We start from the raw sequence: 24,504 nt of genomic DNA on the forward strand, positions 1-24,504 counted from the left end.
TCAAATTCAATATCAGATATCGTTTCTTATAATATCTTCATAGGATTCTCTTTTAACAATAACTCTGCTTTCTCCATCCTTAACCATTACAATGGCAGGTCTCGGATTTCTATTATAATTAGAAGCCATGGAATAGTTATATGCTCCTGTTGAGAGAACCGCTATAACATCTCCGTCATCAGGCTTTGCAATCATGCAGTTTTCCTGAACCAGGTCACCGCTCTCACAGCACTTACCTGCAATAGTAGCTTTATAGTCAGCGTCTTTATCTGCTTTTGATGCATTTATTACAGTATATGCAGAACCGTAAAGAGCGTATCTGATATTGTCAGTCATACCGCCGTCAATAGCTACATAACTGCGGACATTTGGTATTTCCTTTACTGAACCAACTGTGTAAAGAGTTACACCGGCTTCACCTACAATTGATCTGCCCGGCTCAATGTATATATAAGGAACAGGAATATTGTGCTCTTCAGCCTTTGCCTTTATAGCCTTAGAAACAGCTTCCATATATTTCTCATATGCAACAGGCTTATCGCTGTCCACATATTTTATACCGAAACCGCCGCCCAGGTTTAACTCTGTTATCTGATGTCCAAGCTCATTTTTGATTTTTGCAATAAAGTCCATCATAATTTCAGCAGCTGCAACAAAAGGAGCAATATCAAAAATCTGTGAACCTATATGGCAGTGAAGTTCGGTAAAATTAAGGTTTTTAGCTTTCAAAACCTCTTTTACACCTTCAAAAGCTTCTCCTGTTTCAAGGGCAAATCCAAACTTGGAGTCGATTTGACCTGTTCTGATAAAGTCGTGTGTATGAGCGTCAACACCGGGCTTAATTCTCATGGACACATTTACTGTTTTACCGAATTTCTCAGCTGCATTATTAACTCTGTCGATTTCGCTGAGGTTGTCCATAACAATTTTGCCAACACCGGCCTCAACAGCCATTTCTATCTCGTCTACAGTCTTGTTATTTCCGTGGAAATGTATTTTTTCAGCTGGATAATCTGCCTTCAAAGCTGTGTAAATTTCACCGCCTGAAACAACATCAAGTCCTATATTTTCCTGTTTTGCTATTCTGCACATTTCCATACAGCAAAGAGCCTTTGAAGCATAAAGAGGAAGACCGTTTCCGTCATAATATTTTTTGAAAGACTGCAAATATTCTCTGCAAATATTTCTAATCATAGTTTCGTCGAGAACATATAAAGGTGTTCCGTATTTTTCGGCAAGCTCCAAGCAGTCACATCCGCCAACTTCTAAATGACCTTTGGAATTAACTTTTACACTGTTGTTAAAATTATTCTTCATCAAATTCTTCTGTCCTTTCAGTGGAATAAAAATCATCTACACATTCATCTATAACATTCCTTATTTCCTCTGCGCCCTCTCCGTTAAGAGCAGAAAAAGGAAAAAGTGAAATTCCCTCATACTCTCCCAATTCTGTTTTGAGTTCTTCCATTCTCTTTATAAACTGGGATTTTTTAAGCTTGTCCTTTTTAGTGAGAACAATAATAAAAGGAAAACCATTTTCAACCAGGAAATTTATCATATGCATATCATCTGCAGATGGTTTATGTCTTATGTCAACTATCTGAACCACAAGACAAAAGTTTCTGTCCTGGGCAAAATAGCCCTCCATAAGCTCTGACCAGCGTTCTTTTTCTGAACGTGAAACCTTAGCATATCCGTAACCGGGCAAGTCCACAAGATGAAATCTGTCAACGCTGAAAAAATTTATTGTTGCGGTCTTTCCCGGAGTCGCACTGACACGAGCCAAAGCCTTTCTATTTACAAGCTTGTTGATGAGGGAGGACTTTCCCACATTGGAACGTCCTGAAAACACAATTTCCGGCTTTTGTGAAGGCGGAAGCTGTGAGGAAGTTCCCGCTGCAAACTCAAATTTTACATTATTTATGTTCAAAGAGTAACCTCCTTAGTGCTTTCGTCAATACCACTTATATTAAGTGATTTTTTTGTCTTTTTTCTGCCCGATGAGGTTTTTTCTGTTTTATCTAAAACAGCGATTTTCAACACTTCTTTTATATCGGAAACCGGTACAAAAGTCACATTGTTTTTAACCTCTTCGTCAATTTCAGCTAAATCTCGGCTGTTTTCCTTCGGGATAATTACTGTTTTAACCCCGTTTTTATAAGCTGCCATGCTCTTCTCGTTAAGTCCTCCAATAGGAAGAACCTTTCCTCTAAGTGTTATCTCACCTGTCATGGCAACATCGTGTCTAACCTTTTTGTTTGACAAGGCTGAATACAGAGCAGTAGCCATTGTGATACCTGCGGAAGGTCCGTCCTTTGGAACAGCACCCTCCGGCGCATGAATGTGGATATCCTTTGTGGAATAAAACATTGGGTCAATGTTCAGTTCCTCCGCATGACTTCTGATGCATGTAACGGCAGTTTTTGCAGACTCCTTCATAACATCGCCCAAGGAACCTGTAAGTTCAATTTTACCTGTTCCCTGCATAACTGCAATTTCAATAGGCAAAAGCTCTCCGCCAACGGAAGTCCAGGCAAGACCGTTTACATATCCAACCTCATCTTTATTTGATTTTTCAGAGTCGCTGTACTTTACAGGTCCCAGCAGTTCTTCCAAATCTTTATTTGAAATAGTAATCTTCTCAATATTCTCTGTGAGCTTCTTATAAACAGACTTTCTCATAACGGAAGCTATTGTTCTTTCAAGATTTCTAACGCCTGCTTCTTTTGTATAGTTGTTTATAATCATCTCAATAGCATTAGGGGTAAACTTAAAATCTTTGGCATTTAATCCGCAGTTTTTAAGCTGTTTTGGAATAAGATGTTTTTTCGCAATATTGATTTTCTCAACAAGGGTATAGCTTGGAAGTTCTATAACCTCCATTCTGTCCCTCAAAGGTGCAGGGATTGTTGAGTAATCGTTTGCAGTTGTTACAAACATAACGTCAGACAAATCAAAGGGCAAGTCTATGTAGTGGTCAGTGAATGTGTTGTTCTGCTCGCTGTCCAAAACCTCTAAAAGAGCCGATGTTGGGTCGCCTTTATAGTCGGAAGCAAGCTTATCAATCTCATCAAGAACAATAAGCGGGTTCATTGTTCCTGCCTGCTTCATTGCATTTATTATGCGTCCCGGCATTGAACCCACATATGTGCGTCTGTGACCTCTGATTTCTGCTTCATCTCTCACACCGCCCAAAGCAACTCTCGCATATTTTTTACCTATCGCCTCAGCAACTGATTTTGCAATAGAAGTTTTTCCAACGCCCGGAGGGCCTAAAAGGCAGATTATCTGACCTTTCATATCCGGAGCATTTTTCTTAACCGCCAAATACTCCAAAAACCTCTCTTTTACTTTTTTCAAACCGTAATGGTTTTTATCAAGAGACTCGGCTACTCTTTTCAAATCTATATCGTCTTCTGAGTACACATTCCATGGAAGTTCAAGGCATGTGTCAAGATAAGTTCTTATAACCGCAGCTTCCTGACTCATAAACGGAGTTTTATCAAGTTTAGCGCACTCTTTCAAAAGAGTTGTTTCAATTTCTTCGGGAAGCTTCAGCTTTCTTATCTTTTCCTCATACTCACGTATTTCATCGTCAGGTTCATCCTCACCCAGCTCGCTTTTGATTATCTGGAGCTGTTCACGGAGCATATATTCCTTTTGACTTTCGTCAATTTTCGCCCTCGCCTTATCGGTAAGCTCTCTTTCTATTTTTAAAAGATATACTTCATTTGTGAGAAAATCAAGTATAAACTCAAGTCTTTCTGTAACATCTTTAGTAGCAAGTATTCTCTGCTTGCTTTCAAATCCCGCCTGAATATTTGCTGCGATAAAATCTGAAAAATCATCGGCATTCTTGGCATTTTGAGATTTGTATAATATATCTGACGGCATTTTAGGCATATATTTCAGATATTCCTCGAAAACATTTCTAACTGATCTGACCAATGCCAAATTCATTACCGTTGTCTTGTCTTTAATATATTTTACCGGCTCAACTATGGCAGAAATAAACTCGCCGTCTGCATTATATTCCTTAATTTCAGCACGATACTGGCCTTCAATTACAACTCTCACCATATTTTCAGGCTGCTTAACAAGCTGTACTATTTTTGCCACTACACCTGTTTCAAAAACGTCATCTTTCAGAGGAGCATCTATTGCAGGGTCTTTCTGTGCAACCACAAAAATATGCTGGTCTGAACCCATTGCGCTGTATAATGCGTTTACGGATTTTTCCCTTGCCACATCGAAATGTATAAGCATACCAGGGAAAATAACAAGTCCTCTGAGAGGCAAAACCGGCATGATAGAAGTCATACCTTCCTGTACATTCATATCATTGCCTCCTAACTTTAAAATTTCTAAAATAAATAAAATCCACAAAAGCTGTATGTTGAAAAAAGTACAACACACAGCTTTCATACTTAATTAAGATGCGGAATTGCCGGAGATATCGTCATCGTTTTTACCATCTTCAAGGCTTTTGACAGTTTTCACCGCAATTTTACGCTTTGATTTCTTTTTAATAACCGGATTATCGGTATGATTAACCACTCCGGCTGTTATTGTAATTCTCTCAATATCAGGGTCGGAAGGAGTTTCAAACATCAATTTCATCAATGTATCTTCCATTATTCCTCTAAGACCTCTGGCTCCGGTGTGCTGCTCGCAGGCTTTCTTTGCAATAGCAAGAAGAGCACCCTTTTCAAAATCAAGTTCAACACCGTCAAGCTCAAAAATCTTCTTATACTGTTTAACAATGGAATTTTTAGGCTCTGTCAAAATTCTTACAAGAGCATTTTCATCCAAACCGCTCAAAGAAGTGATAACCGGAAGTCTGCCCACAAGCTCAGGAATAATTCCGAACTTTACAAGGTCGTGAGCAATAACATCCTTCATCCAGTCTGTGGAATCAAGCTCAACCTTAGACTTGATATCTGCTCCAAATCCCATTGCTGAAGAACCAAGACGTCTTTCAACTATCTTTTCAAGACCTTCAAAAGCTCCGCCGCAAATAAAGAGAATATTTTTTGTGTTTATCTGCAAGAATTCCTGCTGTGGATGCTTTCTGCCTCCCTGTGGAGGAACATTGGCAACTGTGCCTTCCAAAATTTTCAGCAGTGCTTGCTGAACTCCTTCACCGCTTACATCTCTTGTTATAGATGGGTTTTCGGATTTTCTTGCAATTTTATCAATTTCATCAATATAGATTATACCGTTTTCAGCCGCCTGAATATCATAATCAGCCGCCTGAATCAGCTTGAGAAGAATGTTTTCAACATCTTCGCCCACATAACCTGCTTCGGTAAGTGTTGTGGCGTCCGCAATAGCAAAGGGAACGTCAAGAGCTTTTGCCAAAGTCTGTGCAAGCAATGTTTTACCAACACCGGTAGGTCCCAGCAAAAGCACATTACTCTTAGCAAAGTCCACATCCTCGTCGTGGTTTAAAATACGCTTATAGTGATTATAAACCGCAACACTCAATGTGATTTTGGCACTGTCCTGACCGATAACATAATCGTCAAGGATAGCTTTCAGTTCCTTTGGCTTTAAAAGATGTGAATTATCAAATACAACCTCGTTATCTTCGTGGTTATGAGCTGCCATTTCTCCGTCTTCAATTATAGACATACACAGCTCAACACACTGGTCGCAGATATATACCCCGTTGCCTGCGATCATTCTTCCGGCAAGCTCCTGTGGTTTGCCGCAAAAAGAACATCTCACCTGCTGATCATTTTTTTTACTGGGCATCAATTAAACCTCTCTTATCTTTTCTCAATAACTTTGTCAATAAGTCCATACTCCAAAGCCTGCTGAGCGGTCATAAAGTTGTCACGCTCTGTGTCACGAGCAATCACATCAAAAGGCTGTCCTGTATTCTTTGCAAGAATTTCATTAAGACGCTTTTTAGTGTGAAGAATGTGCTTTGTATGGATTTCAATGTCAGTTGCCTGACCCTGTGCGCCGCCGCTTGGCTGGTGAATCATAATGTCGCTGTTTGGAAGAGCCATTCTCTTGCCCTTTGTACCGGCAGCAAGAAGGAAAGCGCCCATGCTTGCAGCCATGCCCATGCAGATTGTAGAAACATCGCACTTGATGTACTGCATTGTGTCATAGATTGCAAGTCCGTCGGTAACAGAACCGCCTGGGCTGTTGATGTAAAAGCTTATATCCTTAGAAGGATCCTGACCCTCAAGGTAAAGAAGCTGAGCAACTATAAGACTTGCTGATGTGCTGTTAACTTCCTCATTCAGCATAATAATTCTATCATTGAGCAAGCGGGAGAAAATATCATATGAACGCTCTCCACGGCTGGTCTGCTCTACTACATAAGGTACTAAGCTCATAAATATACCATCCTTTCAGGAAAGAATTATCGGCAGCCAAACATATTTTATTCACCATTATCAGGAATAATGAACATTTTTTGTTAAACATCCATGCCGGCTGCCAAAAAATAAAAAACCATTTTATAGGCTTTTCGCAGACGCCAAAAAAGCGTCTGCGAAATATAATAATATTGCTAAATTATTTCTCGATTGCGTTCTCTCTTACGAGATCCATTGCCTTTTCTACTTTGATATCCTCAACAAGGCCATCCTTGCCGATGATTTCCTTAACCTTTTCTACATCCATTTTGTAGTTCTCTGCAAGCTTGTTGTACTCAGCCTCAATAGCCTCATCATTAACTTCGATGTTCTCAAGCTCTGCAATCTTCTCAAGAGCAAGTCTGATCTTAACTCTCTTCTCAGCCTCTGGCTTGTACATATCCTCAAGACCCTTCATATCCATGCCAACATATCTGAGGTATGTTTCCATATCCATGCCCTGTGAACGCAGACGCATGTCAAACTCTCTGATCATATCTCTTACCATGTTGTTGTACATAGCCTCAGGAATTTCGCCCTGAACAAGCTCGATAAGCTTTTCAACAAGCTGATTTTCCTTGTGCTTGTCAGCCTCTTCAAGAAGACGCTTGCCGATTGTTTCCTTAAGCTCTTCCTTGTACTCTTCAAGTGTTTCCTTCTCGCTTACATCCTTAACGAAATCATCGTTAACTTCCGGAAGCTCTTTTGTCTTTATCTCGTGGAGCTTAATCTTAAACTCTGCATCCTTGCCTGCAAGATCCTCTGCCTGATAGTCCTCTGGGAACTTAACGTTGATTGAGAACTCCTCATCAGTGTTGTGTCCGCAAATCTGCTCTTCAAAGCCTGGGATAAACTGGCCTGCGCCGAGCTTGAGGTTATAGTTTTCAGCCTTGCCGCCGTCGAAAGCTTCGCCGTCAACAAATCCCTCAAAGTCAATAACAACAACGTCGCCGTTCTCTGCAGCTCTGTTATCAACAGTTACCATTCTGCTGTTTCTGTCTCTAACCTTCTCAATCTCATCGTTGATGTGGTCCTCTGTAACCTCAGTTGACTTCTTCTCAAACTCGATTCCCTTGTAACCTTCGATTGTGATTTCTGGCTCAACAATGATTGTAGCCTTGAATGTGAAGCCCTCGTCTCCTGCTTCAACAGCCTCCAAAGCGTCTACAGCAACAAGCTTAAGGTCTGCTTCTCTAACAGCTGCTTCGAGAGCCTCTGGATAGCACTCCTGCATTGCATCATCATAGAAAACTTCTTTTCCGTACATTTTCTCGATAACAGCCTTAGGAGCCTTACCCTTACGGAATCCGTGTATGTTAATGTTTTTAACCTGCTTACGGTAAACCTTGTCGATTGCCTTTTTAAAAGCATCGCCGTCTACAGTAATCTCAAGTACATATGTGTTTGTATCAGTTTTATTGGTATTTTTTAAAGCCATTTTCATTTCCTCCTGTTTAACAACGCAATAACTATGTTAGTATAGCATATAAATAAGATTTTTGCTATAGTTTTTTTAATATTTTCAAGATTTTTTCACCGATTATCTAACCAAAAACGGTGTAAAATTTATATTATCACAGGAAATCAGTCTAAATTCTATATCCCTGTAAATTCCGTTAACCGCATATCTCTTTGCCATGGAACCGTGCAGGTGTCCATAATAGCACTTTTTTATGCCGTTTTCAATGAGCAAATCTATAATGGGTGTACATTCCTTATCCCCGAAAACCGGCGGATAGTGGAAAAAAGCAACCATTTCCTTGCAGTCAAGCTTTTTAGCGCAGTCTATGGAAGTTTTCAATCTTCCAAGCTCTCTGTTTAAAACCTTTGTGTCCTCTTCGCTTTCAGGCTCAAGGCACCAGCCTCTTGTTCCGCACAAAGCAAAATCACCGCAGGAATAACTGTTGTTGAAAAGTATATTGAGGGTTTTAAATCCCATTTTTTCAATATACTCGTCCATTTTCTTTTTGGTTGCCCACCAGTAATCGTGATTGCCCTTTAGAATGATTTTTTTACCCGGAAGATTTTCAAGAAAGGTAAAATCCTTTTCACACTCTTCAAGCTTCATAGCCCAGGAAATATCTCCGGCAATCACCACCGTGTCATCCTCTTTTACCAGAAGACGCCAGTTTTTTTCAAGTCTTTCCACATAATCTGACCAGCCCTTAAAAATATCCATTGGCTTGTCAGTACCAAGGGAAAGATGTGTGTCCGCAATAGCAAACAGTGACATCACTCTACACCAAGCACATTCAAAACGTAGCCTGCCATGTTTTCAGACTTAACCACGTCTTCAAAACGAACCTTCTTGTCCTTAATAGCCATAAGAGGCTTTGGAACCTGAGTATTTGTAAGCTCTTTGAGCATGTCCACAATAGCGAAATCATCCTCAGGAAGATCCTTATTACCGGAAACTGCCTCCATAACAGCTCTTGAGAACTTGTATGGGCTTGCTGTTGATGCAAGAACGCAAGGAGTTTTATCGCCTGTTTCGTCAACATACTTGCCGTAAACATTTACTGCAACCGCAGTATGTGTGTCGCAGAGGTAGTTATTCTCCTTGTACATCTTACCGATTGTTTCCTTTGTTGCAGTATCGCCGCAGTAGCCGCCGTAGAAAAGCTTTTGAATCTGAGATTTAACCTCATCGTCAACAGTGTACTTACCTGTTGTTTTAAGCTCTTTAATCCACTGAGCGGTCTTTACATCGTCGTTTCCGGAAAGCTTATAGAGAAGTCTTTCAAGGTTGCTGGAAACAAGAATATCCATAGACGGTGAAACTGTAGTGTAAAAATCACGGTTTTTGTCATAAACTCCGGTGTTGATAAAATCAGTAAGAACATTGTTGGAGTTTGAAGCACAGATAAACTTGTTTACAGGCATACCCATGCAGTAGCCGTAGTAAGCTGCAAGAATATTACCGAAATTACCTGTAGGAACAACAATATTTATCTTGTCACCCATAGCAATCTTACCACTGTTAACCATATCGCAGTAAGCTGAAATATAATAAACAATCTGAGGAAGCAGTCTGCCCCAGTTAATGGAGTTTGCGCTGCTGAAAAGCATATTGTTTTTATCAAGCTTTTCAATAATTTCCTCTGTTGTAAAAATCTTCTTAACGCCTGTCTGAGCATCGTCGAAGTTGCCCTCGATTGCGCAAACATTTACATTTGAACCCTCCTGGGTGTTCATCTGTTTTTTCTGCATAGGGCTTACGCCGTCAACAGGATAGAAAACAATAATCTTTGTGTGGTCAACATCCTTAAAGCCTTCCAAAGCGGCTTTACCTGTGTCACCGGAAGTCGCAACGAGGATAACTGCGTCCTTACCGTCGCCTGTTTTCTGCAAAGATTTTGTAAGGAGATGAGGAAGAATCTGCAAAGCCATATCCTTAAAAGCGGATGTAGGGCCATGCCAAAGCTCCAAAATATTCATCTCTTTGCCGTCAAAGGTTTCTGCCTTGAGAGGAGCAGGATTGTCACTCTCAAATTTTTCTGCTGTATAGGCGCTGTCAACACACTGAGCAATTTCTTCAGCAGTAAAATCGCTGAGGAAATCTCCTAAAATCTTTTTTGCTCTTTCGTTGTAGCTCATTTTGCAGAGATTTTCAAACACACTTTTGTCATATGCAGGAAAATCACAAGGTACAAAGAGTCCGCCTTCGCTTGAAATGCCCTGTGCAATGGCACGAGCCGCAGAAACGACTTCTTTTTTATTTTCTGTACTGTTATATAACATAAAACCATCCTTTCGGGTTCTTTTACAGTTTCTATACAAGATAACATTGTACACCATAGAGCGCTAAATGTCAAAGTTTTCAAAAAAATTATAGGCATTTTCAAAGAAAAGTTTTGAAACCAGTCTTTCGCTGTAGTTATGTTTCAGGAAAAGCTCGTAAAGATTTTCCATGCTTTCAATCCCGGTAATGCCCTTTGGCATATCTGTTCCGTCAAAATCAGAGCCAATGCACAGGTGATTTTCTCCCCCTAAAGAGAGGAAATGTTCTGTGTGTCTTAGAACGTTTTCAATTACCGCTTTCTCAGGATTGTAGTTTAAAAAGCTTCGGCAAAAATTAAGACCAACAACTCCGCCCTTTTGACATATTATTTTAAATTGTTCGTCGGTAATATTTCTGGGATTATCGGTTATTTTTCTCGAGTTACTGTGACTTGCAGCAATAGGAGCTGTTGAAATCTCAGCAGCCTCATAAAATAACTTATCGGAGCCGTGGGACACATCCACAACTATCCCCAATCGGTTCATTTCCATTATAACATCTTTTCCAAGTGGTGTGAGTCCCGAATCCCTATCCGCCTTTACTCCGCTTCCCAAAGAATTCTCTCCATTCCATGTGAGAGTTATCATATTCACGCCGCAGTTTTTAAGAGCAGTTAAGTCATCAATATTTTTTATAAGTCTGCCGTTTTCCAAAGTAAAAATAACACCATACTTCTTGTTTTTAGTAACAGACTTTAAATCGGAAAAATCACGGCACACTGTCATATGATTTTCTTCACACTCTTTTTTAAGCTTCAGATATGCTTTATCAAACAGCTTTTTACCGTAGTCGTCAGTTACATCATCTGGAATCCAAACAGCCATACACTGAATCCACGGGCAATACTTTTTACCTCTGTCAAAGGAAAGCTGAAAAGGCGGAAGCTCATCCCACTCAAACAAAACTCCCTGAGAAAAGCTGTTTTTCTCAGGTTTATAAATATTTTCGTTCAGTGTTTTATTTTCTGTAACAGCCCTGTAAAGGGTATCGCAGTGCAAATCAAAAAATCGCATAGTCAGACCTGCTTCCAAAAGCGTTCTTTATATGGTTTATCTCATAGTTTTTTAGTTTTTCGTCGGTGTACACCTCTATGATATCATATCTCATTGGAGGCTTTATATTTTTACCTGCTAAATAACAGCAGGAAGCTTTCATTATTTTCTGTTGTTTTTTGAAGTTAACCGATACACAGGCAGGAATAACAGACCCCAGCTTTCGTGTTTTAACCTCTACAAAAACATAGGTTTTTTCATCCCTGGCTATTATATCTATTTCGGCAAATTTCAGGCGATAATTTCTTTCAATAATCTTGTAGCCTTTCTTTTTAAGGTATTTGCAGGCCTTATCTTCCCCGAATTTTCCCTTATCAAGATGATTTATTTCCTTACTGCCAAATATATTCAAAAAGCTTCCCACTATTTCACCACATCATTTCAGTATTTTCTTCAAAAAGCTGGGTCTGTGAACTTCACAAGGACCGTATTTTTTTAATGCTTCAACATGAACTTTTGTGCCGTAGCCCTTGTGCTTTTCAAATCCGTACTGAGGATAATCAACGGCATACTGACGCAAAATTCTGTCCCTTGAAACCTTTGCAAGTATTGAAGCTGCGGCAACTGACATAGACTTTGCGTCGCCTTTCACCACTGCTTCACAGTCTATTTCCAATGGCGGTTTTCTGTTTCCGTCTATGATTGCAAAATCCACGGGATTTTTAAGACCTTCAACCGCTCTTTTCATGGCGAGCATTGCGGCATTTAAAATGTTTATTTCTTCAATTTCTTCAACCGTTGCAAAAGCCACAGACCAGTCAAGAGCCTGCTCTGTTATAACGTCGAAAAGAGCCTCCCTTTTCTTTTCGGTAAGCTTTTTGGAGTCGTTTACACCCTCAAGAATAAGTCCTTTAGGCAAAACAACAGCGGCGGCACATACAGGTCCCGCTAAAGGACCTCTTCCCGCTTCATCCACTCCGCACACAAGGTTATATCCCTTTTCGTACGCTGTATTTTCATAATAAAGCCAATCCATTTTTAACCTCACACATTCTCAGGAAGCTCAAGTGTTATTCTGCCAAGCTTCGCCCCTCTGAACTCGTCCAAAACCATTGATGCGGCACGCTCTGTGTCTACTTCTCCTCCGGATATAAGCATTCCTCTTTTTCTTGCTACAATCTCCAGCAGCTCATAGCCCTGCATATTTTTGTAATCAACCTCTGCAAGCTTCAGTCTTTCAACAAACTGAGGTGTGCTTTTCACTGAGAGAAACTCCAAAAGACGTGAAGCAAGCTGCTCTGTATCCACAATTTCATCTTTAACAGAGCCCATAAACGCAAGATGTTCTCCAACTACCTTATCGTCAAATTTTGGCCACAAAACTCCCGGGGTGTCAAGAAGCTCAAAGCCCTTTGCAACTGTAAACCACTGATTGCCTCTTGTAACACCCGGTCTATCCTCTACTTTAGCTCTATTTTGCTTTGCAATTCTGTTTATAAATGAGGACTTGCCAACATTTGGAACTCCAACAACCATAACTCTTATGCTTCTGTTTACCATTCCTTTATTTTTCCATGCGGCAATTCTTTCTGCAAGAACCTCTTTAACTGCCGGGATAAACTTGTTAAGTCCCTTTCCGCTTTTACAGTCAACAGGAATAGCCACTATTTTATTGGCTTTAAAATATTCAATCCATCTTGCAGTTGCATTTGGGTCAGCCATATCGCATTTGTTTAAAAGCACAACACGTGGTTTTGAGCCCACTATTTCTGCCAAATCCGGATTTCTGCTGCTTACAGGTATTCTTGCGTCTATAATCTCCGCAACTGCGTCAACCAGCTTCAGAGATGACTGTATTTTTCTTTTAGTTTTGGTCATATGACCCGGAAACCATTGTATATTTTGAATTTCGCTCATAACTTTCCTTTCAAATCTACATATAAAATTTGAAACGGCTTTAAATAAATAAAACCGTTTCATCCTAATCAATTTTAAATTTTAACCTATAACTGAAATTCTGTCAAAGGGATAAACTAAAAACTGAGCTTTTCCGATGATATCGCTTTCATGTACAAGACCGACGCTTTGATATCTGCTGTCTACGGAGGATTCTCTGTTGTCACCCATAACAAAAACATAGCCGTCAGGAATTGTAGAAGGCACGTCCCATTCAATTCCTGTTGAGGTTTCGCCCTTTACATAAGGCTCATCTATGATTTTTCCGTCAACCAAAACCCTGTTTTTGTCCTCCTCAATGGATATGCTCTGACCTCCAACCGCAATAACTCTTGCAATTAATGCTGTGCTTTCACCTAACGCACTGTCCGCATTTATTACAACAATATCGCCCTGCTGCGGTCTGTACAAAAAATTTGTAAGTATTATAGTATCATTTTCAGCCAGTGTGTCACCCATTGAGTCGCCCACTACAGTAACCGGACGGAAAAAGAAAACAAGAAGAACCACAATTAAAACAACACACGTAACCAGACAGTGTATCCATCCAAAGAGACCGCTTACAAACCCTCTTTTATGCAGTACGACAGTTTCAGTTCCGTCTTCGGCTTTGGCGATAACGTCGGCATAGCTTTCCTGTGCAAAATCAAAATTATCGTCGTATTTGTATCTTCCCATCTAATCTCCTCCTTTTTAAATAAAGGCTCTTATCTATTATAAAACGGATAAGAGTCTTTTACAATAGTTTTCAGATTTTTTACTCAATGAATCCAAATCTATCAAAGGGGAACAGAACAAAAGTCGCCTTGCCCACTATATCCTCAACTCTGACCAGTCCGATATCTTTATATCTGCTGTCCATAGAGATGTATCTGTTATCTCCCATAACAAAAACATAGCCTTCCGGTATAACGCTTGGAATTTCAGCTGTGCCTTCTATGGTTTCACTGGACACATAAGGCTCGTCAAGGACTTGACCGTCAACAATAACCCTTTGATTTTTAAAGTCGATTTCCAGAGTCTGACCTGCTGTGGCAATAACTCTTTTAACAATAGGCTTTGAATAGCCTTCCTCAGACTTACCCACAACAACAACGTCTCCGTCTTTAGGCTGATAATCCATTTTTGTTACGATTATTTTATCTCCGCTTTCCAAAGTATGCTGCATGGAACGTCCGTCAACAATTACCATCGTAAACAAAAATGTTATTATTAATATTAGAACAGACGCAGATACTAAGACCGAACAAAAAATATCATAAAATCCTGTAACTCCGGCAGAACTTATCGGTTCAACGGTTGAGTAAATCTCATCATTTTTTTTACTTTTTTTCATGAGTACCACTTCTTTAAAAAAATTAAGCTAAAAAAGCAAAAAGGGACGGGTAAGACCGCCCCTTCCAGTAGGTTTTACTTACGGATTTCTTCCTTAACCTTAGCAGCCTTACCAACTCTGTCACGAAGATAGTACAGCTTGCTTCTTCTAACTTTACCGTATCTAACAACCTGGATGTCCTTTACGTTTGGTGAATGTACAGGGAATACTCTCTCTACACCAACACCGTAAGAAACACGACGAACAGTAAATGTTTCAGCAACACCGCTGCCCTTTCTTGCAATAACAGTGCCTTCAAACATCTGAATTCTTTCTCTTTCGCCTTCACGGATATTAACTGAAATCTTTACAGTATCACCGATTGAAAACTCAGGGATTTCACTTTTTACAGAACTAGCTGCAATTGTCTTTAATGCGTCCATAAACATCCTCCTAATATTTTCAGACATTCGTACCCCTTTGGGCAGAGGACTGTCCGCTTCAAAATGACGGCTTTCGCCGTTATTTGAACCCCATCACAAAACGTGACGGTTTCAAACGCTCTAAAATAATACCACATAATCAGACTTTTTTCAAGTCTTTCAGGGTATTTTTTTAATATATTTCTGTCAATATCCGATTTTCTTCAATTTTTCTAAAAAATTTAAAAAATACTCCGGCAAATTTGAGTCAAATTCCAAATATTCACCGGTCACAGGATGTATAAATCCTATTTTTTTTGCATGAAGACATTGACCCGTAAAATCATTTAAAGGCTTTCCGTAAACATCGTCGCCGGCTACAGGATGTCCCAAATACGCCATATGTACCCTTATCTGATGAGTTCTGCCTGTTTCAAGCTTGCAGGCTATATGAGAATAGTTTCTAAACTCCTCTAAAACCCTGTAATGTGTAACCGCATTTTTACTGTTTTTTTCAGTGACACACATTTTCTTTCTGTCCACATGGTGTCTGCCTATGGGCGCATTTACAGTACCCTCAGGCTCTTTAAATTTTCCGCAGACAACAGCTTCATATTCTCTGGTAAAGCTGTGCTCTTTTATCTGCTCAGCAAGTCCCTTATGAGCAAAATCTGTTTTAGCTACAATGAGCAAACCGCTGGTATTTTTATCAATTCTGTGAACTATTCCGGGACGCAAAACCCCGTTTATACCTGACAGACTGTCTTTGCAGTGATAAAGCAGCGCATTCACCAGCGTTCCCTCGTAGTTTCCTGCGGCAGGATGAACCACCATTCCTTTCGGCTTATTGACAACCAAAAGGCTGTCATCTTCATAAACAATATCCAAAGGTATATTTTCCGCCTTAGCTTCGTATTCAACAGGTTCGGGGATTGAAATTTCCACTTCATCCCCTGTTTTTATCTTATAGTTTTTAGCTGCGCTTTTTTTGTTTACAGTAACTTTTCCGTCTTCAAGAAGCAGTACCGCCGCAGACCTTGTCAAATCTTCAACCATATCTGCAAGGTATTTATCAAGTCTTGTGCCTGCTTCTGTTTCGCCGGCAGTAAAATTCAAAACTCTGTCCATTTTATAACCTTACTTTTCAATTTTTTCTGTGTTTTCCAGTTTCTTTTCGGATTTAAAAAAGTCTGAGAAAAACAATACGTAAACTGCAAACAAAATCGCTCCGAAAACAACACAGTAGTCGGCAAAATTACAGATAGGCGGGAAAAATGAGAGTCTGAAATAATCTATAACATATCCGTAAAGAATACGGTCTATCATGTTTCCTATTCCTCCGCCGATAATCAGCGCAATGGAAATATAGTAGAGCTTTTTCTCGTTCTTATTTCTGAACAAAAGATACACCATAACCACCATTGCTATTGCGGTAAAGATAACAAATATCCATCTTGCGCCCTCAAACATACCGAAGGACATTCCTGTGTTTTCATAATATACAAGGTCTATAAGATTATCTATAACACTGACTGCACCTACAGGCTGTAAGTAAGCCACAACAAAATACTTTATAAGTTGGTCTGCCGCCACAAGCAAAGCCGCCAAACCAAGGGCTATAATTGCCAATCACAACACCTCTTTTAGCTTTTATATTATAAGAAAAGCGGTGTGTTATCCACGCCGCTTTTCACAATTATTATTTCAAAATTTCAGCACAACGTGCGCAAAGTGTAGGATGCTCACTGTTCTGACCTACAGTATCACTGTAAACCCAGCAGCGTTCGCACTTCTCACCCTCTGCCTTTTCAACAACTACATTGATTTCGTCGCTGTCGCCCTTAACAAGTTCTACCTTTGAAACAATGAATACAGCAGTAAGTTCACCGAGAACGGAATTAACAAACTCATAGTTATCACCGCCGCAGGTAAGAACGATTTTTGATTCAAGAGAGCTTTTGATAAGCTTGTTCTTAACTGCAACCTCGATTGACTTCTTAACAAGGTCACGGAGTTCGTGAATTCTGTCCCAACGAGCCATAAACTCAGCGTCAATATCAACGTCAACCTTAGCAGGCATCTCGTTAAAGAGGACACATTCCTTATCGCAGTTGCTGCCGTGTGGCATATATCTCCAGATTTCATCTGATGTATATGCAAGGATTGGGCTGATCATTCTTGTCATAGCGTCAAGGATCATATAAATTGTTGTCTGAGCAGCTCTTCTGCTTGCGCTGTCTGCTTTTTCTGTGTAAAGTCTGTCCTTCAAAACATCAAGATAGAAGTTAGACATATCAACAACGCAGAAGTTGTGAATGCTATGATATACCTGATGGAACTCATAAGCATCATAACCTGCTCTTACCTTGTCGTTAAGCTCGTTGAGCTTTGCAATAGCCCATTTATCAATCGGGTACAAGTCCTCAACATCAACCATATCTGTATCAGGGTTAAAGTCGTTAAGGTTACCCAGAATATATCTTGCAGTATTTCTAATCTTTCTGTAAGCTTCAGAAAGCTGTTTGAGGATATCCTTTGAAATACGGATATCTGCATGGTAGTCGGAAGAAGCAACCCAAAGTCTGAGTACATCTGCGCCGTACTGCTCAACAATCTCCTGTGGGTCGATACCGTTTCCGAGAGACTTACTCATCTTTCTTCCTTCACCGTCAACAACCCATCCGTGTGTAAGAACTGCCTTATAAGGAGCTGTTCCCTTTGTTGCAACGGAAGTGAGAAGTGATGACTGGAACCAGCCTCTGTACTGGTCTGCGCCCTCAAGGTACAAATCAGCAGGCCACTTGAGATAATCTCTCTGCTCCAAAACAGCAGCATGTGAAGAGCCACTGTCAAACCATACGTCCATGATATCCTGTTCTTTGTTAAAGTGTGTGCCGCCACACTTAGGACACTTTGTACCCTCAGGCAAAATCTCAGAAGCGTCATATTTAAACCAAGCGTCTGAACCTTCTTTTCTGAAAAGGTCTGCTACTGCCATCATGGCATCTCTGTCAATATAAGGCTCGCCGCAGTCCTTGCAGAAGAAGATTGGAATAGGAACACCCCATTTACGCTGACGGGAAATACACCAGTCTTTACGCTCCTTAACCATTGATGTAATTCTGTCTTTACCCCAACCAGGAATCCATTCAACCTCGTTGATAGCCTTTACAGCTTCGTCCTTAAAGTCTTCAACAGAGCAGAACCATTGGTCTGTTGCTCTGAAGAGAACAGGATTCTTACATCTCCAGCAGTGAGGATACTGGTGGATAATCTTTTTGAGAGCAAACAATGCGCCAATGCTGTCAAGATGCTGTGCAATAGGCTTATTTGCATCTCCTGTAAGCAAGCCTGCAAACTGACCTGCTTCCTCAGTGAGTCTGCCGTCAGCATCAACAGGAACTACGATCGGAATTTCAGGATAATTTTTGCATACATCATAGTCCTCAACACCATGGCCAGGAGCTGTATGAACGCAGCCTGTACCGCTTTCCAAAGTAACGTGGTCGCCCACGATTACAAGGGATTCTCTGTCGAGGAAAGGATGCTGAGCCTTCATGTATTCAAACTCAATACCCTTCATTGTGCCTACAACTTCGTAATCCTCTTTGCCGGCTTCCTTCATTGCATCAGCAGCAAGTGCTTCTGCCATAATATAGTATTCATCACCGCATTTGATGATGGAATAATCAAAATCAGGTCCAAGGCAAATTGCAACGTTACCAGGAAGTGTCCATGTGGTTGTTGTCCAAATTACAAAATAGCACTTCTCAGGTTCAATTCCCAAAGCCTTGAGCTTGCCCTGGTCATCATTAACCTTAAATTTTACGTAGATAGAGTGACATGGGTCTTCTGCGTACTCGATTTCTGCTTCTGCAAGAGCTGTCTTACAGTCAGGGCACCAGTAAACAGGCTTCAAACCCTTGTAGATGTAACCCTTGCAAGCCATCTCTGCAAAAATTTCAATCTGTTTTGCCTCAAACTCAGGAAGAAGAGTGATATAAGGATTATCCCACTCGCCTATAACGCCAAGACGTTTAAACTGATTTCTCTGGTCATCAAGATATCCCAAAGCAAACTCACGGCAAATCTTTCTTATCTCCAGCTCGGAAATTGTTGTTGAATTTTCAACGCCTGCTTTTGCTCTTGCTTTAAGCTCTGTAGGAAGTCCGTGTGTATCCCAACCCGGCACATAAGGTGACTTAAAGCCTGACATATTCTTGTATCTTACAATAATATCCTTTAATACCTTGTTAAGTGATGTTCCAAGATGGATATTGCCGTTTGCATAAGGAGGGCCGTCGTGCAAAACGAACAAAGGCTTACCCTCGTTTTTCTCCATCAGTTTTTCATAAATTTTTTCCTGCTCCCAACGCTTCAAAGTTTCCGGCTCGCTTTTTGGAAGTCCAGCTCGCATAGGAAACTCAGTCTTCGGAAGATTGAGCGTTGCATTATAATCCTGTGGCATACCAATAATCTCTCCAAACCTATTTAAATCAATTCATCGCCAAAACCGCAAAACTGCAATTCGGCTCTGTAAAATTATATATAAAAACAAATATATACTAAATTTAAGTCAGAATATTACTCCTGAACCTCGTTATTGCCTTCCATTTCATTTTCAGAAGCTTCTGTGATAACCTCTCCCTCAAACTCAACCTCTGAAGGCTGAACATCTGTCAAAAGTTCTTCTGATGCAGTTTCTGCCTCTTGTTCAACAGGTGCAGTTTCTTCCTCTTTGCTGTCGTAGAGTTTTTCGTTTAACTCCTCAACGTCCTGCTGTGTAGGAAGTTCGCTTATTACCTCAATATGCTTTTTATACATAGCGAGCACTGCATCTCTCAAATCAGCAGCATCTTTCTCAAGCTTGAGCATCTCATCCTTCTTAGCAAGAACAGCTTTGTTTGCGTCCATAACCATAAGCTGAGCACGTGCCTCGGCGTCTTTAATAATTCCTTCTGCTTTTTCATTTGCGTCTTTAATTGTCTCATCAGAAATTCTCTGAGAAGATATAAGAGCATTTCTTACAATCTCTTCGTCAGCACGATATTTTTCAATTCTGTTTGCAAGAATATCCATTTTTCTGATAAGGTCGGACTTTTCTCTTTTCATCTGTTCAAAAGTTGCAACTACATCGTCAATGAAGCTGTCAACATCATCGGGATGATAGCCGCCGCCTCTGTTTGCTTTTCTAAAGCTTATATTCTTGATTTCATCAATAGTAAGCATCTAAACGCACTCCTGTCGTAATTTTATTTTATGTCACAACAAAGTCAACACTATTAGTAATCTGAAAAAGGCTGTGTGCTGTCACAACCTTTATTGTAAATATATCTGATACTATTGTCTTATAATATCATATTCCGAAAAGAAAATCAAACATAAATAAGCAATTTTAAGAGTATTTTTTTACTGAAATCTTAATTCTTCCTTTTTTTGTATTGCCATTTAAGGAATCAATTATAAATTTACCCTTTTTTCTTACAGTGATTGTATCTCCGCATTTAACCAAAACATCCTGCTTTGAAACTTCACTGCTGTTTATAAACACATTTTTTGAAAAAATAAGTGACGAAGACTTGTCACGGCTTAAACCGGTCAAAGCAGAAACCATACAGTCAAGACGCATTGAGCTGACTGTGATGTCAATGTCGATAAATTTGTTTCCTGCCGATATAACCGGCGGAATAATTTTACTTATTTTAACACCGACTCTGCCCACCTTATCAATGTTCAGCGAGATATAATCGGCCATATCGTCCTTAACAAAAACAACTGCTCTGCCTTCTGTGACAACTATGTCCCCTATACAATTTCTTTTTATTCCCTGAGCCATAAGCGCACCGAGAAAATCTCTGTGACTAAGCTCAAATTCCTTTTTATATTCAAAAGTAAGGGGAATTATGGGAAAATCATCTGTACAATCTGAAGGTTCTATGTAATCAGGCAGCGCCGCAAAAATTTTTCTTTCCGCCTGCTCATAGCCTCCAAAAAGCACAAAACGAGAAAAAGCATTGCTGTCTGCCGTTTTTACGGCAACATGAATCTCATGCAGATTCAGAAAATCCGAAAAACATGGACAACAACGCTTTTCCGATAATGATATTAAATCACATATTTTTGCTGATAGGATAGAATCCTCATCAGAAAAAGCATCACCTTTTAATTTTTTCATCAAAGATACAAGCCGTTATTCTCAAGTTCGTCGAGGAGGTCATCACCTGTAAGCTCAACATTGTTAGGAATAATGATATATGTATTTGCGGCAACCTTCTTTATCTGTCCGCCCTTAGCATAAGCAACACCGCTGAGGAAGTCGATAATTCTTCTTGCCATATCCTTGTTTGTATTTTCAAGGTTAAGAACAACTGTGTGAAGCTTAATAAGCTCGTCCGCAATAGTTCTTGTCTCTTCACCAAATCTCTCAGGCTTAAAGAGAACAACCTGAAGCTTTGCTGTTGCGCTGAAATTAACCACTTTATTTCCTCCGTTCATAGAATTGTTGAAGTTTCTTCTCTGATAAGAGTCTCTCTGAGGCTGTCTTTCAACAGGCTCTTCTTCCTCATACTCATCCTCTATTTCTTCTTCGTCCTCGTCGTATTCGTTCATATCATCTTCGTACTCGTAATCTTCTTCGTTATCTCCCCAAAGATTCTTTATCTTATTTACTAACCCTGCCATAGAAATTTCCTCCAATGAAATGTTTATTGTTTGTACAGGCGTGGACCAAAGAGAGCAGAACCGACTCTAATCATAGTCGCACCCTCCAAAATAGCCTCACGGTAATCTGCCGACATACCCATCGACAAAATGTCCATACTTATATTATCTATTTTTTTCGACGATATGTCAATAAAAATATTGTGCATATTCTCGAAATATTTTCTGATTTTCTGTGTATTATCACAAATTGGCGGAATTGTCATCAATCCTTTAACATTTATGCCCTCAAAATTAGAAATATTATTTAATAATTCTTCCAGCATTTCAGGCATAACACCGGACTTATTTTCTTCCTTTCCAATATTTACCTCTACCAAAACATCACAAACCAAGCCGTGCTTAATTGCCTGATTGGATACTTCCTGTGCCAATTTTACAGAATCTACCGACTGAATAAGATCGACTTTATCAATTATCTGTCGCACCTTATTGGTCTGAAGATGTCCTATAAACTGCAATGAACACTTCTCGAGATTGTAATAATCGTATTTTGACAAAAGCTCCTGAACTTTATTTTCACCTATGTGGTCAAGACCAAGTGAAATTGCGTGATTTATAACTTCAGGACTTACAGTTTTTGTGGCTGCAAGAAAGGTTATATCGTCGCCGCTTTTTCCAACAGATGCAGCTGCATTCCATATATTTTCCTGAATGGTTTTAAAATTATATTCCACATCAGTCAATAATTTTTCCGTCATATAGATTACCTCCGCTCACAACAATTTGGTCGTACAGTTCTACTGTTTTACCATTATATAAAACACCTTCTTCAGGTGATGGATCACAAATAACAAAATCGTTGCCTGCATACAAAATTGAAACCTGCTTAAATATAAGCTTGCTTCCGTATTTTACGTAAACACCCTGAACGAGTTTCTGCTCTTCAACGGTGTTTCCGCTTTCATCCTCGTAGGTATAGGTTACATAGTCGTTGTGAAGAGCATCTTTGCTGACTCTGATACCCTCATATGTTTTCAAGCCGATTTGCACTGTTTCAGATCTTATTTTTGAAAGGTCTGAATCCATATAGGAGCACTGCAATATTACAACTCCGTCAGAATCCTCTGTTTCCTGGTTTACCTTTATAACTTTTGCAGGTATATCTCCGGAAAAAGCATAAGGCATCTTGATTGTAACATTTGTTGAACCGTTTGAAAGACTGAACGCCTGGTCAGCAGTAACAGGACATACAACATACCAGTTTAAGCTGTGTATTACCTTTCCGATTGCAGAATCAGGTACATTTGCAGCTGTTACAACATTATTATAGTCATCAAGCGTCACATTTTCAATGTCGTCATAGCTCAAAATATTTTCATATCCATCGCAGGTTGAAACAAAATAACCTGCATATTCGCTGGTAATAGTATAAAGACTGTCCGCCGTTTCAGCCTCAAGCCTTTCTTTTTCCTGCTTCAATTCCTCAATTTCAGAATCAAAGTTTTCAACCTTGCCTGTGAGAATAAGCTTCTGATTTATAAGGTACATAAGTTCAGATACGTTTGTATCCATAGATTTAAAGCTGTTATTATTTAAATCCTCTTGAAACTGTATCAATCGTGAGTCAAGCTGGTTATTTACAGAGTCAAGTCCTATCTGAACATTTACGTTTGTCTGATTCAATCTTTCAAAATTTTCTATTTGTGCGTCCAGTTCTCTGATTTTTTTATGGTTTAGCGCATCTTTTTCTGTTTGAAAGACACTTCCTACCACACCGTTATAACTTATTTTTTCACCGTCATCCACATCGTATGCTACAATTCCCTCTCTATTTGAAAGAATATAGTTTTCATTTCTAACAACATAACCGGTGGTATCGATATAATCTGTCACTTCAATGGAAACTGCGTCCTCTGTCTGAATAGCACTGGCAGATTTTACAATATATGTAACTATAGCAACCGCCACAAGAAGAATAATTCCTCCTGTGACCAGCATACCTTTTTTCTTTTCAGTTCTTTTCACAGAAATTACTCCTTTACTTTTTTACAAGTCCCGCAGAACCGCAGATGTCTGCCGCTTTTTGGAAAACATCTTCAAAATTTCTGCACTCATCAGTAAGTATCCAATTTATATCCTTGTCCCTTCCAAACCAGGTGAGCTGTCTTTTAGCATAACGCCTTGTTTCCTGTTTAAGATGTTCAACACATTCGTCAAGGGGTTTCTCACCGTTGAAATACGGAGCCAATTCTTTATAGCCTATAGCCATAACCGCAGTTGCACCGAGAGGTTTTTTAAGCACCTCTCTGGCTTCTTCCAATAATCCCCGCTCCATCATCAGGTCTACTCTGAGATTTATTCTGTTGTAAAGATTTTGCCTGTCTGCACATTTAAGACCGATTTTAACGGTATCGTAAGGCAGTTCTTCAGGCAGAGAATTTTTAATTTGTTCTGACATTGTAACTCCGGAGGTTTCATATATCTCCAAAGCTCTTATAACTCTTTTGGGATTTCTCTCAACTTTAAGCTTTTCATAGCTTTCAAAATCAATTTCTTTCAACCTTTCCAAAAGAGGCTCAATTCCAAATTCCTTGTATTCCTCGTTTAGTTTTTCCCTAAGCTTAGGGTCAAATTTTTCTTCGGTGAATTTTACACCTTTTAAAAGAGAATCTATATAAAGGCCTGTTCCTCCGCAGATAATCGGAAGCTTACCTCTTTTATGAACATCCTCTATAATTTTTCCCGCCTGATCCACATAATCAGCGACGGAAAAAATTTCAGACGGCGGCAAAAAATCCATAAGATGATGAACAACGCCGTCTTTTTCCTCTTCATCCGGTTTTGCCGTAGCTATGCTCATTTCCTTGTAAATCTGCATTGAGTCAGCAGATATAACCTCTCCGTCCAAGGCTTTTGCCAAAGCCACGGCAAGAGCTGTTTTTCCGGAAGCGGTTGGGCCAACAACGGTCAAAACTTTGATTTTATCTTTATCAGACATCGG

The 24,504-nt window shown here is 39.7% G+C and carries 23 protein-coding genes and 2 pseudogenes; 1 reads left to right on the plus strand and 24 read right to left on the minus strand.

Going from position 1 to position 24,504, the window contains the following annotated elements; genetic code table 11:
- Positions 1-12: 12 nt before the first annotated feature.
- Entirely contained in the window at positions 13-1,317 is a 1,305-nt protein-coding gene (lysA, locus tag CGICJO_RS09845) for a diaminopimelate decarboxylase (RefSeq protein ID WP_486498734.1), read from the minus strand.
- Here lysA and CGICJO_RS09850 point away from each other — a divergent pair.
- A pseudogene (locus CGICJO_RS09850) lies at positions 1,298-1,360 on the plus strand (hypothetical protein); the annotation flags it as partial. The gene lysA and the pseudogene CGICJO_RS09850 sit on opposite strands and share 20 nt — an antisense overlap.
- Here the strand turns inward: CGICJO_RS09850 and yihA are convergent.
- The 23 genes and pseudogenes from yihA to miaA all read right to left on the minus strand — a co-directional run.
- Positions 1,334-1,930, minus strand: a pseudogene (gene yihA / locus CGICJO_RS09855) (ribosome biogenesis GTP-binding protein YihA/YsxC); the annotation flags it as partial. The pseudogenes CGICJO_RS09850 and yihA overlap by 27 nt on opposite strands.
- Positions 1,927-4,338: an endopeptidase La gene (gene lon, locus CGICJO_RS09860; protein WP_486498735.1), complete on the minus strand. Its 2,412-nt coding sequence runs from the start codon at positions 4,336-4,338 to the stop codon at positions 1,927-1,929. The gene lon and the pseudogene yihA, both read right to left, overlap by 4 nt.
- Before the next feature lie 93 nt (positions 4,339-4,431).
- Positions 4,432-5,757: an ATP-dependent Clp protease ATP-binding subunit ClpX gene (clpX, locus tag CGICJO_RS09865; RefSeq protein WP_087376515.1), complete on the minus strand. Its 1,326-nt coding sequence runs from the start codon at positions 5,755-5,757 to the stop codon at positions 4,432-4,434.
- A gap of 14 nt (positions 5,758-5,771) precedes the next feature.
- Positions 5,772-6,353 carry an ATP-dependent Clp endopeptidase proteolytic subunit ClpP gene (gene clpP, locus CGICJO_RS09870; protein WP_087376517.1) on the minus strand — a complete coding sequence of 194 codons (582 nt, stop codon included), beginning with the start codon at positions 6,351-6,353 and terminating at the stop codon, positions 5,772-5,774.
- Between the two features lie 181 nt (positions 6,354-6,534).
- Complete coding sequence (tig, locus tag CGICJO_RS09875) at positions 6,535-7,812, minus strand: trigger factor (protein WP_486498736.1); 1,278 nt, start codon at positions 7,810-7,812, stop codon at positions 6,535-6,537.
- Positions 7,813-7,914: 102 nt separating this feature from the next.
- Complete coding sequence (locus CGICJO_RS09880) at positions 7,915-8,607, minus strand: metallophosphoesterase (RefSeq protein WP_486498737.1); 693 nt, start codon at positions 8,605-8,607, stop codon at positions 7,915-7,917.
- The gene (thrC, locus tag CGICJO_RS09885; protein ID WP_486498738.1) at positions 8,607-10,115 is read right to left on the minus strand and encodes a threonine synthase; all 1,509 of its coding nucleotides are present in this window, start codon (positions 10,113-10,115) and stop codon (positions 8,607-8,609) included. Before thrC ends, CGICJO_RS09880 begins: the two co-directional genes overlap by 1 nt.
- Positions 10,116-10,178: 63 nt before the next feature.
- Positions 10,179-11,168 carry a dipeptidase gene (locus CGICJO_RS09890; RefSeq protein ID WP_486498739.1) on the minus strand — a complete coding sequence of 330 codons (990 nt, stop codon included), beginning with the start codon at positions 11,166-11,168 and terminating at the stop codon, positions 10,179-10,181.
- The gene (locus CGICJO_RS09895) at positions 11,155-11,559 is read right to left on the minus strand and encodes a YraN family protein (RefSeq protein ID WP_486498740.1); all 405 of its coding nucleotides are present in this window, start codon (positions 11,557-11,559) and stop codon (positions 11,155-11,157) included. The genes CGICJO_RS09890 and CGICJO_RS09895 overlap by 14 nt, the downstream gene beginning before the upstream one ends.
- 24 nt (positions 11,560-11,583) lie before the next feature.
- Positions 11,584-12,183: a ribonuclease HII gene (gene rnhB, locus CGICJO_RS09900; protein ID WP_486498741.1), complete on the minus strand. Its 600-nt coding sequence runs from the start codon at positions 12,181-12,183 to the stop codon at positions 11,584-11,586.
- An 8-nt stretch (positions 12,184-12,191) separates the two neighbouring features.
- The gene (gene ylqF, locus CGICJO_RS09905; protein WP_486498742.1) at positions 12,192-13,064 is read right to left on the minus strand and encodes a ribosome biogenesis GTPase YlqF; all 873 of its coding nucleotides are present in this window, start codon (positions 13,062-13,064) and stop codon (positions 12,192-12,194) included.
- An 81-nt stretch (positions 13,065-13,145) separates the two neighbouring features.
- Positions 13,146-13,781 (minus strand): signal peptidase I, encoded by a 636-nt coding sequence (lepB, locus tag CGICJO_RS09910; RefSeq protein WP_486498743.1) that lies wholly within the window; start codon positions 13,779-13,781, stop codon positions 13,146-13,148.
- A gap of 79 nt (positions 13,782-13,860) precedes the next feature.
- On the minus strand, positions 13,861-14,439 hold the full coding sequence (gene lepB / locus CGICJO_RS09915; protein ID WP_486498744.1) for a signal peptidase I: 579 nt from the start codon (positions 14,437-14,439) through the stop codon (positions 13,861-13,863).
- A 74-nt stretch (positions 14,440-14,513) separates the two neighbouring features.
- A complete protein-coding gene (gene rplS, locus CGICJO_RS09920; RefSeq protein ID WP_486498745.1) occupies positions 14,514-14,861 on the minus strand; it encodes a 50S ribosomal protein L19 in 348 nt (115 codons plus the stop codon).
- 186 nt (positions 14,862-15,047) lie between these two features.
- Positions 15,048-15,968, minus strand: coding sequence for an RluA family pseudouridine synthase (locus CGICJO_RS09925; RefSeq protein ID WP_486498746.1), 921 nt, complete (start codon positions 15,966-15,968; stop codon positions 15,048-15,050).
- Positions 15,969-15,977: 9 nt separating this feature from the next.
- The gene (gene lspA / locus CGICJO_RS09930) at positions 15,978-16,469 is read right to left on the minus strand and encodes a signal peptidase II (protein ID WP_486498747.1); all 492 of its coding nucleotides are present in this window, start codon (positions 16,467-16,469) and stop codon (positions 15,978-15,980) included.
- Between the two features lie 70 nt (positions 16,470-16,539).
- Complete coding sequence (gene ileS, locus CGICJO_RS09935) at positions 16,540-19,308, minus strand: isoleucine--tRNA ligase (RefSeq protein WP_087376541.1); 2,769 nt, start codon at positions 19,306-19,308, stop codon at positions 16,540-16,542.
- 116 nt (positions 19,309-19,424) lie between these two features.
- Entirely contained in the window at positions 19,425-20,069 is a 645-nt protein-coding gene (locus CGICJO_RS09940; protein WP_087376543.1) for a DivIVA domain-containing protein, read from the minus strand.
- 166 nt (positions 20,070-20,235) lie between these two features.
- Entirely contained in the window at positions 20,236-21,015 is a 780-nt protein-coding gene (locus CGICJO_RS09945) for a YlmH family RNA-binding protein (RefSeq protein ID WP_486498748.1), read from the minus strand.
- Positions 21,015-21,521, minus strand: coding sequence for a cell division protein SepF (locus CGICJO_RS09950; protein ID WP_486498749.1), 507 nt, complete (start codon positions 21,519-21,521; stop codon positions 21,015-21,017). Before CGICJO_RS09950 ends, CGICJO_RS09945 begins: the two co-directional genes overlap by 1 nt.
- Positions 21,522-21,544: 23 nt before the next feature.
- On the minus strand, positions 21,545-22,261 hold the full coding sequence (locus CGICJO_RS09955) for a YggS family pyridoxal phosphate-dependent enzyme (protein WP_486498750.1): 717 nt from the start codon (positions 22,259-22,261) through the stop codon (positions 21,545-21,547).
- Positions 22,239-23,528, minus strand: a complete 1,290-nt coding sequence (locus tag CGICJO_RS09960; protein WP_486498751.1) for a biotin/lipoyl attachment domain-containing protein — start codon at positions 23,526-23,528, stop codon at positions 22,239-22,241. The genes CGICJO_RS09955 and CGICJO_RS09960 overlap by 23 nt, the downstream gene beginning before the upstream one ends.
- Positions 23,529-23,541: 13 nt before the next feature.
- Positions 23,542-24,501 (minus strand): tRNA (adenosine(37)-N6)-dimethylallyltransferase MiaA, encoded by a 960-nt coding sequence (gene miaA / locus CGICJO_RS09965; RefSeq protein WP_486498752.1) that lies wholly within the window; start codon positions 24,499-24,501, stop codon positions 23,542-23,544.
- Between the last annotated feature and the right edge of the window lie 3 nt (positions 24,502-24,504).

The organism is Candidatus Limousia pullorum (genome assembly GCF_057405065.1).